Origin of the sequence: Nocardioides endophyticus (genome assembly GCF_039543845.1) — a bacterium.
Taxonomy (GTDB): Bacteria; Actinomycetota; Actinomycetes; order Propionibacteriales; family Nocardioidaceae; genus Nocardioides; species Nocardioides endophyticus.
In genome coordinates this window covers 188,156-200,470 of record NZ_BAABKN010000036.1, presented here as the reverse complement: position 1 = coordinate 200,470, position 12,315 = coordinate 188,156, and the positions used below count along the sequence as shown (strand labels likewise).

General features: G+C 71.1%; 14 protein-coding genes. All 14 read right to left on the bottom strand.

Going from position 1 to position 12,315, the window contains the following annotated elements; all coding sequences use genetic code 11:
• Positions 1 to 52 precede the first annotated feature (52 nt).
• Positions 53 to 745 carry a GNAT family N-acetyltransferase gene (locus ABEA33_RS25485; protein WP_345529920.1) on the bottom strand — a complete coding sequence of 231 codons (693 nt, stop codon included), beginning with the start codon at positions 743 to 745 and terminating at the stop codon, positions 53 to 55.
• The gene (locus ABEA33_RS25480; protein ID WP_345529919.1) at positions 735 to 1,673 is read right to left on the bottom strand and encodes an RluA family pseudouridine synthase; all 939 of its coding nucleotides are present in this window, start codon (positions 1,671 to 1,673) and stop codon (positions 735 to 737) included. The genes ABEA33_RS25485 and ABEA33_RS25480 overlap by 11 nt, the downstream gene beginning before the upstream one ends.
• The gene (gene lspA, locus ABEA33_RS25475) at positions 1,670 to 2,269 is read right to left on the bottom strand and encodes a signal peptidase II (protein ID WP_345529918.1); all 600 of its coding nucleotides are present in this window, start codon (positions 2,267 to 2,269) and stop codon (positions 1,670 to 1,672) included. Before lspA ends, ABEA33_RS25480 begins: the two co-directional genes overlap by 4 nt.
• Positions 2,242 to 3,054, bottom strand: coding sequence for a TraR/DksA family transcriptional regulator (locus tag ABEA33_RS25470; protein WP_345529917.1), 813 nt, complete (start codon positions 3,052 to 3,054; stop codon positions 2,242 to 2,244). Before ABEA33_RS25470 ends, lspA begins: the two co-directional genes overlap by 28 nt.
• Positions 3,055 to 3,232: 178 nt before the next feature.
• Positions 3,233 to 4,000, bottom strand: coding sequence for a DivIVA domain-containing protein (locus tag ABEA33_RS25465; protein ID WP_345529916.1), 768 nt, complete (start codon positions 3,998 to 4,000; stop codon positions 3,233 to 3,235).
• 79 nt (positions 4,001 to 4,079) lie between these two features.
• Positions 4,080 to 4,373 carry a YggT family protein gene (locus ABEA33_RS25460; protein ID WP_345529915.1) on the bottom strand — a complete coding sequence of 98 codons (294 nt, stop codon included), beginning with the start codon at positions 4,371 to 4,373 and terminating at the stop codon, positions 4,080 to 4,082.
• A 12-nt stretch (positions 4,374 to 4,385) separates the two neighbouring features.
• Entirely contained in the window at positions 4,386 to 4,883 is a 498-nt protein-coding gene (locus ABEA33_RS25455) for a cell division protein SepF (protein WP_345529914.1), read from the bottom strand.
• Positions 4,884 to 4,944: 61 nt separating this feature from the next.
• On the bottom strand, positions 4,945 to 5,643 hold the full coding sequence (locus tag ABEA33_RS25450; protein WP_345529913.1) for a YggS family pyridoxal phosphate-dependent enzyme: 699 nt from the start codon (positions 5,641 to 5,643) through the stop codon (positions 4,945 to 4,947).
• Positions 5,640 to 6,338, bottom strand: a complete 699-nt coding sequence (locus tag ABEA33_RS25445; RefSeq protein ID WP_345529912.1) for a purine nucleoside phosphorylase YfiH/LACC1 family protein — start codon at positions 6,336 to 6,338, stop codon at positions 5,640 to 5,642. The genes ABEA33_RS25450 and ABEA33_RS25445 overlap by 4 nt, the downstream gene beginning before the upstream one ends.
• A complete protein-coding gene (gene ftsZ / locus ABEA33_RS25440) occupies positions 6,335 to 7,492 on the bottom strand; it encodes a cell division protein FtsZ (RefSeq protein WP_345529911.1) in 1,158 nt (385 codons plus the stop codon). Before ftsZ ends, ABEA33_RS25445 begins: the two co-directional genes overlap by 4 nt.
• A gap of 286 nt (positions 7,493 to 7,778) precedes the next feature.
• Positions 7,779 to 8,591 carry a cell division protein FtsQ/DivIB gene (locus ABEA33_RS25435; RefSeq protein ID WP_345529910.1) on the bottom strand — a complete coding sequence of 271 codons (813 nt, stop codon included), beginning with the start codon at positions 8,589 to 8,591 and terminating at the stop codon, positions 7,779 to 7,781.
• Positions 8,584 to 9,927 (bottom strand): UDP-N-acetylmuramate--L-alanine ligase, encoded by a 1,344-nt coding sequence (gene murC, locus ABEA33_RS25430; protein ID WP_345529909.1) that lies wholly within the window; start codon positions 9,925 to 9,927, stop codon positions 8,584 to 8,586. The genes ABEA33_RS25435 and murC overlap by 8 nt, the downstream gene beginning before the upstream one ends.
• Positions 9,924 to 11,024 (bottom strand): undecaprenyldiphospho-muramoylpentapeptide beta-N-acetylglucosaminyltransferase, encoded by a 1,101-nt coding sequence (gene murG / locus ABEA33_RS25425; RefSeq protein ID WP_345529908.1) that lies wholly within the window; start codon positions 11,022 to 11,024, stop codon positions 9,924 to 9,926. Before murG ends, murC begins: the two co-directional genes overlap by 4 nt.
• An 8-nt stretch (positions 11,025 to 11,032) precedes the next feature.
• Complete coding sequence (gene ftsW / locus ABEA33_RS25420) at positions 11,033 to 12,289, bottom strand: putative lipid II flippase FtsW (RefSeq protein WP_345529907.1); 1,257 nt, start codon at positions 12,287 to 12,289, stop codon at positions 11,033 to 11,035.
• Positions 12,290 to 12,315: the final 26 nt, after the last annotated feature.

Here is a 12,315-nt window from a genome sequence, read left to right as displayed (position 1 = left end):
AGGACGTCAGCCTACGCGACTCTGAGACCAGATTAGAGAGGCACTCCGACAGTCAGTCGCGAGCCGCGTCGAGGCTCTCGGTGATGATCGTGTGCACGATCCGGGACAACCGCTCGACGCCCAGCGCGGGCGCGCGGTCCGCCATCGCCTCCGCGATCTCCCGTTCGCGCGCCGGGTCGCGAGACACGTCGTGCTTGATCTCCTGCACCGCGGCGGTGAGCGCCGTACGGCGCGCCAGCAGGTCGCCCAGCTGGTCGTCCACCTCGTCGATCAGCTGCCGCAGGAACGCCAGCGGGTTGCTGCCCGGCCACGCCATGCGCACGTCAGGGGCCTTCTCCTCGTTGGCCGAGCCGTCCGTGTGCTCCAGCTCCACCAGCCCGTGGTGGGCGTAGAAGGCCCGGGCGGGTGCATTCGTCTCGAAGACCCACAGGCAGAAGCCGTCGGGACGCTGCGCCTTGACCAGGTCGAGGAGTGCGGAGCCCACTCCCCTGCCAGCGTGCGTCGGCAGGACGTACAGGTCGTCGAGCCAGGTGGGGGTGAACCGCGCGTAGCCGACCGGAGCCTCGTCGACCTCGGCCAGCCACACCTCGTCCATCAGCAGCCGACCGGTCAGCCAGGTGCTGACCTCGCCGTCGGGGTGGACGCCCGGCGGCATCGCGGCCGCACGCCGGCTGGTCAGGTGGATGCCGGCCACCGCCTTCGCATCGGCCTCAGTGGCCGGGCGCAGGGTCAGCTCAGTCGGCATCACGAATCACCGCGAGCGCGTGCTCGAGGTCGTCGGGGTAGGTCGACTCGTACTCGACGTGCTCGCGCGTGTCCGGGTGCTCGAAGCCGAGGCGCATCGCGTGCAGCCACTGGCGCTCGAGCCCGACCCGCTTCGCGAGCGTGGGGTCGGCGCCGTACGTCAGGTCGCCGACGCACGGGTGCTTGAGTGCGGCCATGTGCACCCGGATCTGGTGGGTGCGCCCGGTCTCGAGGTGGACCTCCAGCAGGCTGGCGAACCGGTGCGCCTCGAGCGTCTCGTAGTGGGTGACGCTGTGCCGGCCGTCGGCCATCACCGCGAACTTCCAGTCGGACTTGGGGTGCCGGCCGATCGGGGCGTCGATGGTGCCCTCGAGCGGGTCCGGATGGCCCTGCACGAGCGCGTGGTAGACCTTGTCCACCGTGCGGTGCCGGAAGGCGTTCTTGAGCACCGAGTAGGCGTGCTCCGACTTGCAGATCACCATCACGCCGGAGGTGCCGACGTCGAGCCGCTGCACGATGCCCTGGCGCTCGGAGGCGCCGCTGGTGGAGATGCGGTAGCCCGCGCCGGCGAGGTGGCCGACGACCGTCGGGCCGGACCACCCGGGCGAGGGGTGCACGGCGACGCCGACGGGCTTGTCGATCACGACGATGGCGTCGTCGTCGTGGATGATCTTGATGCCCTCGACGACCTCGGCACGGACCTCGAGCGGGTCGATCTGGACCGGGATCCGTACGTCGAGGACCGCACCTGGGAGGACCCGGTCGCTCTTCGCGACCGCGGCTCCGTCGAGCTCGACGTGACCCGCGGCGATCAGGTCCGCGGCACGGGTCCGCGAGAGGCCGAACAGCTGGGCCATGGCGGCGTCGACGCGCTCACCGGCGAGCCCCTCGGGAACGGTCAGGACGCGGTGGTCTGCGGGGGCGGTCACTCGGTGCCCTCTCCGGGCTGCTGGTCGGCCGTGGCGACCTTGTCGGGGGTGCGGGTCCCGTCGAGTCGGACCCCGCGGAAGACCTGGATCAGGATCAGGCCGGCGGCGACGTTGATGCAGATGTCGGCCACGTTGAAGACCGGCCAGTTCGGCAGCATGAAGAAGTCGATGACGTGGCCCCGCAGTGGCGCCGGGTCGCGCAGCAGCCGGTCGGTCAGGTTGCCGGCGACACCTGCGAGCAGGAAGCCGAGAGCGAAGGCCCACCCGAGGCTGCCGATGCGCCGGGCCAGGACCAGGATCACCACGACCGCGGCGATCGCCAGGCAGCTGAAGACCTGGGTGTAGCCCGTGCCGGTGCTGAACGCCGCCCCGGGGTTGCGGACGAGATGCAACACGAAGAAGTCGCCGACGATCTCGACGTCGAGACGCCCGTCCAGCCGGTCGACGGCGATGATCTTGGAGATCACGTCGACGGCGTACATCACCACGGCGACCAGCCCGAAGACCGCCAGCAGGCGGATCTTGGAGCCGCGGGGACGGACGGGTGGGTCTACCTCGTGGTCGCCGGTCAGCGACGCTCCTCGCGCTGCTTGCATGTCATGCACAGTGTGGCACGCGGGAAGGCCATGAGCCGCATCTTGCCGATGGGGTTGCCGCAGGACTCGCACACCCCATAGGTCCCGTCGTCGATGCGGGCGAGAGCCCGCTCGATCTGCGCCAGCTTGTCGCGCTCGCTGTTGAGCACCATCAGCTCGTGGTCGCGCTCGAAGCTGCTCGCGCCGACGTCGGCCTGGTCCTGGCCGGCCCCATCGCCGGAGTCACGCATCAGCCCGTTGAGCTCGCTGTCGAGGCCCTCGACGATCTCGAGGCTGTGGATCCGCTGCTCGTGGAGCTCGTCCAGCACCTCCTTGAGCTCGGCCTTGGTCCAGGCCGCCTCGCCGGCGCCGACGACGAGTGCGCTGGGCGACGCCTTGCGCGTGGGGGCGGCCTTCTTGGCCGGTGCCGCCTTCTTCGCCGGGGCCGCCTTCTTCGCCGGGGCTGCCTTCTTCGCGGCGGGTGCCTTCTTGGCTGGAGCCGCCTTCTTCGCGGCAGGCGCCTTCTTCGCCGGAGCCGCCGCCTTGGCCGGGGCTGCCTTCTTCGCGGCGGGTGCCTTCTTGGCCGGGGCTGCCTTCTTCGCCGGGGCCGCCTTCTTCGCGGCAGGTGCCTTCTTGGCCGGAGCCGCCTTCTTCGCGGCAGGTGCCTTCTTCGCCGGAGCCGCCTTCTTGGCCGTCGAGGAGCCCGTGGCCTTCGCCGCTGCCTTCCCCGGAGCCCGCCGGGAGATCACCGTGCGGGCTGCTGCCTTCGCCTGACCGGCGATCGACTTCCTCGTGGAGCGTGCCATGAGCGGGCCTCCTCGGCCGTTCGGGCGCCTGTGGTTCGTGCCACAGTGGGTGCAGGGAGATTAGCCGTTGAGTGGTTGCCCCTCCAATCCGCCGCACCGTACGACGCAACACCGGCCGACCCCCGAGGGGATCGGCCGGTGCCGTCGTACGTCAGTTCAGACCCAGATCAGGCCCAGATCAGGCGTCGTCCTCGCCGAGGATCGACCGCAGTCTCTTCGGCGCGGGCGACTCGTCGCCACCGGGAGCCGGAGTCTCCGACCCGGTGTTGAGCGACTCCAGCTGCTGGCTGAAGTAGCTCTTGAGCCGGGAGCGGTACTCGCGCTCGAACGAGCGCAGGTTCTCGACCTCGCTGTTGAGCTTGTCGCGCTCCTTCTCGAGGTCGCCGAACATCTGCCGGCGGCGCTCGGCGGTCTCCGAGTCGAGCATCTGCGCACGGGTGCGCGCGTCGGCCTCGAGCCGGTCGGCCTTGGTACGGGACTCCACGTCGAGACGCTCGGACTTGGTCCGGGCCTCGGCGATGATCTTGTCTGCCTCGTTCTTGGCCTCTTCAACCAGCTCATCGGCGTTGCGAGTCGCGATCTCGAGCAGACGAGCCGCCGCGTTGGAGGCCTGCGGAACCGTCTCCACACGGATCGTCTCGACCGGGCTGGCCGCGACGACCGGCGCCGGCGCCGGCGTGGGCACCGGGGTCGGCTCGGGCTCGGGCTCCGGCTCGGGAGTCTTCTCGACGACGGGCTGGGGCGCGGCGGGCGCCGGAGCACCGGACTGCGCGGCGGCGAGCTTCGACCTGAGGTCGTCGTTCTCCTTCGTGAGCCGCGCGAGCTCAGCCTCCACCTCGTCGAGGAACTGATCGACCTCACCCATGTCGTAGCCCTCGCGGAGCCGGACGGGAGTAAAGCGCTTGTTGCTCACGTCCTCAGGCGTCAGCGGCATGACCTCACCCATTCATTCTCGTCAGAGTTACTGTCCGTCGAACAATAGCGCCTGTGCTGGACACGGAGACATCCAGCACCGCGGTCCCAGGTCAGGGGAAGAAGATCTGGCGCTTGACCTGGAGCAATACATAGGCCGCGATCATCACGATCAGGAAGCTCAGGTCGAGCGAGACACTCCCGATCCGCAGCGGTGGGATGACCCGGCGTAGGGCCTTGATCGGTGGATCCGTGATCGAGTAGACGACCTCGAGCGCCACGAGCAACACCCCGCGGGGCGTCCAGGAGCGCGCGAAGATCTGCACCCAGTCGACGACGAAGCGGATCCACAAGAGCGCGATGAAAAACCACAACAGCCCCTCGATGAGGCCCCCGGCAAGTTCCACGTACGACGAGTCCTAGCTCTGGTTGAAGAATCCGCCCTCGACGATGCGCTGCTTGTCCTCGGCGGCCACCGAGACGTTCGGCGGTGAGAGCAGGAAGACCTTGTTGGTGATGCGCTCGATCGTGCCACGCGTGGCAAACACGAGCCCAGCCGCGAAGTCGACCAAGCGCTTGGCGTCAGTGTCGTCCATGTCCGAGAGGTTCATGATCACCGGGGTGCCCTCACGGAAGTTCTCGCCCACCGTGCGCGCCTCGTTGTAGGTGCGCGGGTGCAGCGTGGTGATGCGGGAGAGCTCTGCCACCACCGAGGTCGGGCCAGGCGCCGTACGCCGGCGCTCGGAGAGGTCGGCGACCGGAGCGGGACGACTCTCACGCTTCGCCGGCCGCGCGGAGACCGGCATGGTCTCCTGCGTGTGGTACTCACCGTCGTAGGAGCCGTACTCGTCGTCGTACCGACCGGTGTCCTCGAGCAGGCCGAGGTACTCGCCGATCCTGCGCATTCCGCCGCTCATGAGTGTTGCCCTCCGGTACTTCCGCGCCCCTTGACGGGACGCACTCTTGGTGATTGGGACCCTACTTGAACTGCGGCCTCGAACCGAGGACCGCAGAGCCGACACGCACGTGTGTCGCGCCGGCGTGGACTGCCTGCTCGAGATCGCCGCTCATGCCCGCGGACAGCCAGGTCGCGCCGGGGTGCTCGACCAGGAGGTCTCGGTGGATCGCGGCGAGGCGATCGAAGGCCGGCCGTGGATCCTCTCCGAGAGGCGCGACGGCCATCAGGCCGCGCAGGCGCAGCGCCCCCGACTCCTCGACAGCTCTGGCCAGAGCCGGCAGGTTGCCCGGGTCGGCGCCGGCCCGACCCTCCCGGTCCGGTGGGTCGAGGCTGACCTGGAGCAGCACGTCGACCTCGTGAGAGCGCTGGTGGGCGCCCTTGGCGAGCGGAGCCACCAGCTTGACCCGGTCGACCGACTCGACGACGTCGGCGTACGCCGCCACGGCGGCCGCCTTGTTGCTCTGGAGCCCACCGATGAAGTGCCAGCTGAGCCCGAGGTCGGCGCATTCGGCGGCCTTGGCCTCGGCCTCCTGGTGGCGGTTCTCCCCCACGTCGCTGACGCCGAGGTCGGCGAGCAGCCGGACATCGGACGCCGGGAAGAACTTGGTGACCACCACGAGCCGTACGTCGTCGGGGGCGCGGCCGGCGTCGGCGCACGCCGCGGCGATCCGGCCCCGCACTGCCTCGAGGTTGCGCTCGAGCTCGTCCCGGCGGCTCACGGCGTCCGCCAGACGACGCCCGCGAGGCGACCGGCGGCCGTGCCGTCGCGTCGGTGGGAGTGCAGCGTGTCGTCCTCCCGGGTGCAGCCGCCGACCTCGACGGCCCGGACCCCGGCGTCCGCCAGCTGGGCCAGGACGCCGGCACCCAGGTCGAGCGCGGGTGTGCCCCAGCTCGTCGTTGCGTCGGTTGCCGGGACCACGGCCACCACCTCCGCACGCATCTCGTCGGGCACCTCGTAGCAACGACCGCAGATGTGCGGGCCGACCCACGCCCGCACGCCGGTGGCACCGAGCTCACGCAGCCGCTCGACGGCGGCAGGCACCACGCCTCGGCGTACTCCCTCACGCCCCGCGTGCACGGCGCCCACGTGCCCGGTCTCGGCGACGAGCAGCACCGGGACGCAGTCCGCAGCGCGTGCGAGCAGCGCGACGCCGGCCTCGCTCGTCACCAGGGCGTCGGCATCGGGGACGCTCCCGGCGGGACCGTCGACCGGGCTCTCGACAACGTGCACGGTGGTGCCGTGCACCTGGTGCATGACGTACGGCGTCGCGCCGGTCGCGGCCGCCACCTCATCCAGAGCGGCTTCCCGGACAGCCGACGCCGCCAGGTCGCCGAGGTCGATCGAGGCGTCCGTGAACGCGACCGACACCGTGCCGGTTGTCACCGGCACGGTGTCGCTGAAGAAGAACGTCACTTCAGGAAGTCGGGGATGTCCAGGTCGTCGTCGTCGAACTGCACCGGGGTCGGCGCCGGCCGGGGTGCGGACGGCTGGGCGGCCTGGGGGGCGGGGGTCGGAGCCGACGCCGGAGCGGCATTGGCCGGCACGGCGACCTTCTCGACGGGCTTCGACTCCTGCGCCGGCGTACGCCGGAGCACGTTGCCCTCGTCGCGACGCTTCGGCATGCCGCCGTCGAAGCCGGCCGCGATGACGGTGACCCGGACCTCGTCGCCGAGGGCGTCGTCGATGGTGGCGCCGAAGATGATGTTGGCCTCGGGGTGGACGGCGTCGGCGACCAGCGCAGCGGCCTCGTTGATCTCGAAGAGGCCGAGGTCGGAGCCACCGGCGATCGAGAGCAGCACGCCGTGGGCACCGTCGATGCTCGCCTCGAGCAGCGGGCTGGAGACCGCCATCTCGGCTGCGGCCACCGAGCGGTCGTCGCCGCGGGCCGAGCCGATGCCCATCAGCGCCGAGCCGGCGTTGGCCATGACCGACTTCACGTCGGCGAAGTCGAGGTTGATCAGGCCGGGCGTCGTGATCAGGTCGGTGATGCCGGAGACACCCTGCAGCAGCACCTGGTCGGCCTGCTTGAAGGCGTCGAGCACGGACACGTTGCGGTCGCTGATCGAGAGCAGCCGGTCGTTGGGGATCACGATGAGGGTGTCGACCTCCTCGCGCAGCTGCGCGATGCCCTCCTCGGCGGAGTTGGCCCGGCGGCGACCCTCGAACGCGAACGGGCGGGTGACCACGCCGATCGTCAGGGCGCCCAGCGAGCGCGCGATCCGGGCGACGATCGGCGCGCCACCGGTGCCGGTGCCACCACCCTCGCCCGCGGTCACGAACACCATGTCGGCGCCCTTGATGACCTCTTCGATCTCGTCGGAGTGGTCCTCGGCCGCGCGCGCACCCACCTCGGGGTTGGCGCCGGCACCGAGGCCTCGCGTGAGCTCGCGGCCGATGTCGAGCTTGACGTCGGCGTCGCTCATCAGGAGGGCCTGCGCGTCGGTGTTGATCGCGATGAACTCGACGCCCTTGAGTCCGACCTCGATCATCCGGTTGACGGCGTTGACACCACCACCACCGATACCGACGACCTTGATGATGGCCAGGTAGTTCTGTGCTGCTGCCACGGCGGCTTCGCCTCTCGCTGCTCGAATGGATCGTGCTGTCTGTTGGTGCTGCTGTCCGGCGCTTCGTGCCCGGGGAAGTCGTACAGCGTGTCCCTCAACTCTGACCCTCAGCCTGAGGGTTATAGTTATGTCAACCTCGCCGTGGTCACGACAGTAGGCATCAGCAGGGCCCAGATCGTGGCGACACGCCCGCGCGCCGCTGGGTTGTCGGCCGAAACCTGCTGACACGCCGTTGCTGCAACGGCGTGTCAGCAGGTTTCCCCGGGCGGCCGGGGAAACCCGCCCGCTACTGACGCGTCGTCGGCTGCCCAGGCACGCTGACGTCGTACCGCTGGGCATCGACGGCGGCGAGCAGGTCGGCGAGGACCGCGGCCTTCTGCGCGGACTGCTCCGCGCTCCCCCACTCGACCTCGCGGCCGTCGCGCAGCTGCAGGGAGATCTCGTCGACGGTCTGGACGTCGACGTGGTCGACCTTGGCAGCGAGGTCGCCCGGCAGCGAGCCGACGACGAGGGCTCCCTCACGCAGCGCCTCGGCGCCGGTGCCGGCGGGCGTCTGCACCCGGGGCAGGTCGGCGGGAGCCTTGGCGTAGTTGCGGAAGACGACGCCCTCTTCATCCATGCCACGCAGCTGCCCGCCGATCTCGACGACGGCCACCGGCACCCGCTCGATCACCGCGATGCGCACCTCGTCGGGCCACTGCCGGGTGACGTCGGCGGACTTCACGGCGGCCAGCGACTCCACCCGGGTGCGGATCCGGTCGAGGTCGACCCGGGCGAGCGGGTCTCCCTCGGGCACGCCGGCCGCGCGCTCGACGTCGGACTCCTTCAGCTGCGACACACCGGTGACCTGCACCCCCTGGACGGCGAGGTACGACGAGAAGAAGACGAGCCAGACCCCGCCGACGAGCAGGGCCACGAGGAGCAGTACGGCGACGACCGGCTTCCAGGCCAACCACCGGCGGGCCCACTGCCGCCGGGCGAACCTGCGCCGGCTGCGCAGCACCGCCGGGTCGGAGCCCGGCGCCACGGCCTCGGGGGCGAAGGCGTCGAACCCCTGGGTGGCGTCGGGATCGTCAGGCCCCGTGCTCCGTCTAGCCATGACGGAGCAGCTCCAGCACTCTCGGCGCGATCTCGGTGACCGTGCCCGCGCCCAGGGTGAGCACCAGGTCGCCGGGTCGGGCACGCGAGACCAGCTCGGCCGCGACGTCGTCGAACTCCGGCACGAAGGCAACCCGCTCCGCGGGGAGCGGCACCGAGGCGGCGACCAACGCACCGGTCACCTCGGGGTCGGCGTCCTCGCGGGCGAGATAGACGTCCAGCACGACGACCTCGTCGGCCGCGCCGAGCGCCACCCCCATCGCCTCGCCGAAGATGCGCGTGCGTGAGACGAGGTGCGGCTGGAAGGCGACGACCACGCGCCCTTCTCCCGCCACGACACGCGCCGCCGCGAGGTCACCGGCGATCTCGGTCGGGTGATGGGCGTAGCTGTCGTAGACCCGGACGCCTCCGACCTCGCCCTTGCGCTCCATCCGGCGCTTGGTGCCCGTGTAGGACACCAGCCCACGGACCAGGTCATCCTCGGCGAACCCGAGCTCGCGCCCGGCGGCCAGCGCGGCCAGCGCATCGGCGAGGTAGTGCTCCCCCGGCGACCAGAGCTCGACGTCGGCGAGCGCCCCGGGCTCGCGGGCGGAGACGGTCACGACCCGGCGACCGGCGGCGCGATGCCGCTCGGCCAGCGCCGCCGCGCCCGGGTCGTCGACGACGCACACCAGGAAGCCGTCGGGGTCGAGAGTGTCGGCGAACTCGTCGAAGGCCGCGACGTACGCCGCCTCCGTGCCCCAGTTGTCCAGGTGGTCGGCCTCGACGTTGGTCACGATCGCGGCGTACGGCGAGTAGTGCAGGAACGCGCCGTCGCTCTCGTCAGCCTCGGCGACGAACAGCTCGCCGGCACCCGCCGCCGCGTTGACGCCGGTCGCGGCCAGGTCACCGCCGATGGCGTACGTCGGGTCGGCGCCGGCCGCCTGCAGCGCGACCGTCAGGAGCGAGGTCGTCGTCGTCTTGCCGTGGGTGCCGGCGACGGCGATGACCCGGCGGTCGGCCATCACCGCGGCCAGTGCCGCCGAGCGCGGCAAGATCCGCAGGCCCTGGCGCACGGCCTCGAGGTACTCGGGGTTGTCCTCGCGCACCGCGGTGGACACGACGAGCGTGTCGACGTCCCGCACCTGCTCGGCGGCGTGGCCGAGGTGGACGGTCGCGCCGAGGTCGCGCAGCGCCTGCAGTGTCGGGGAGTCGTTGCCGTCGCTGCCGCTCACCGCGGCGCCGCGGGCCAGCATGATCCGGGCGATGCCGGAGAGCCCGGCACCACCGATGCCGACGAAGTGCACGTGGCCCAGCCGGTCGACCGGAAGCAGCTCCTCGGGGACGGGCACCTTCATGGTCGTGCAGCCTCGAACACCATCCGGGCCAGCTTCTCGTCGGCGTCCCGGGGGACCAGCGCCGAGGCGGCCGCGCCCATGGCGGCGAGCCGCCCGGCATCGGTCGCCAGCGCGGGCAGGGTGCGGGCGACCCAGTCGGGGGTGACGTCGGCGTCGGCGACCAGCAGGCCGCCGCCGGCGTCCACGATCGGGCGGGCGTTGTGCTCCTGCTCGCCGTTGCCGATCGGCAGCGGCACGAAGATCCCCGGCAGGCCGACCGCGGCCGCCTCGGTCACGCTGCTGGCGCCGCCGCGACAGACGACGAGGTCGGCGGCGGCGTAGGCGAGGTCCATCCGGTCGACGAAGTTGACCACGACGTACGGCACGCTCTGCGCACCATCTGCCGGCTCGGGTGTCGCCTCGCCCTGCGGGCCGACGACGTGCAGCACCTGGACGCCGGCGGCCGCGAGCGCGGCGGCGGCACCGGAGACGGACTGGTTGAGCTTGCGGGCACCCTGCGATCCGCCGGTCACCAACAGCGTCGGGCGGTCGACGTCGAGTCCGAAGAACTCCCGCGCCTGGGTCCGCAGCGCGGCCCGGTCGAGGCCGGAGATCATCGTCCGGATCGGGAGCCCGACGTACTCCGCCTTCGGCAGCGGGGTGTCCGGGAAGCTCACCGCCACGCGCTGCGCAAACCGGGCTCCGAGCTTGTTCGCGACGCCGGGTACGGCGTTCTGCTCGTGCACCAGGAGCGGCACCTTGCGCCGCCGGGCGGCGAGGTAGGCCGGCACCGAGACGTAGCCGCCGTAGCCGACGACGACGTCCGGGCGAACCCGGTCGAAGACTGCGAGGGCCTCCTTCACGGCCGCCCGTAGCCGGAACGGGACCTTGACCAGGTCGGCGCCGGGCGTGCGTGGCAGCGGCACCGGCGGGATCAGCTCGAGCGGGTAGCCCGCCTCCGGGACCACCCTGTTCTCGAGCCCGCGGGGGGTGCCGAGACAGGTGATCTCGACCTCGATGTCGAGGTCGGGAGCGAGCCGCCGGATCGCGTCGGCGGTGGCGAGCAGGGGCGAGGTGTGGCCGGCGGTGCCACCGCCGGCGAGGAGTACGCGCATCATGACCAACTCTAGTGAGGCACTCGCCCGGCCGAGAGGCCGGCCGACCGAGCCTTCTTGCGTTGGGCGAGCGCCCGGGCGGCCTCCGGGTCACGGCGCGCGAACCCGATCAGCAGACCCAGCGCGACCAGGGACGGCACCAGCGCGGAGCCGCCGTACGAGACCAGCGGAAGTGGGATGCCGATGACGGGGAGCAGCGCGAGCACCATGCCGACGTTGATGATCATCTGGCCGAGCAGCCAGACGACGATCCCGAAGGTCAGGTAGCGCACGAACGGGTCGGCCGTCTGGGCGGCGACCCGGATCGCGGCGTAGGCGATGGTCAGGAAGAGCGCGATCACGAGCAGCGTCCCGACGAGGCCGAGCTCCTCACCGAGGACCGCGAAGATGAAGTCCGTGTGGGCCTCGGGGAGGTCTCCCCACTTCTGCTGGCTGGCGCCGATCCCCTGGCCGAACCATCCGCCGGAGGACAGGGCGTAGAGACCGTGCGCCGGCTGCCAGCCGGCCTTGTGGAAGTCCTTGAACGGGTCGGTGAAGGTGGTGAGCCGCTCGAGACGGTGTGCGCTGGTCGTCGCCAGGTAGAGCGCGATCACGCCCGTCACGAGGATCGACATCGTGAACAGCCGGGCAGGCGCGCCCACCACCCACAGCATGGCGAGCAGGATCGCGAAGAGCACCAGCGCGGTGCCGAGGTCCCGGCCGAGCATGACCAGCACGATCACCAGGCCGATGCCGAGTACGACCGGGAAGACCAGCTCGTGCAGGCTGCCGAGCCGCTTCTCCTTGCGGGCGTAGATGTGCGCCGCCCACAGCACGATCGCGAGCTTGGCGATCTCGGCCGGCTGGATGGTGAACGGGCCGACCCCGAGCCAGTTCTTGTTGCCGTTGACCTCGACGCCGAGGCCGGGGACCCGCACCAGCGCGAGCAGCACGATCGCGACGAGCAGCGCCGGCCAGGCGAACCGGCGCACCGCGCCGATCGGCAGCCGCGAGGCGATCCAGGCACACGGGATCGCGATCGCGACCCAGATGAGCTGACGGGTGACGACGGCGTAGGAGTTGCCGTCGTTCTCTTTGTAGGAGTACACGCTCGAGGCGCTGAGCACCATGATCAGGCCGATGGTGAGCAGCAGCGCGGAGGCGCCGAGCAGCAGGTAGTACGCCGTGAGCGGGCGGTCGATCGCGTCCCGGGCGACGGCGTACCAGTGCCGGACCGACGACTGCCGGCCAGCAGTCCGGCTCTCGTCGAGAGGGTTCGCGGCGGTCATCGCGTGTCCCCTCCCGGTCAGCGGCG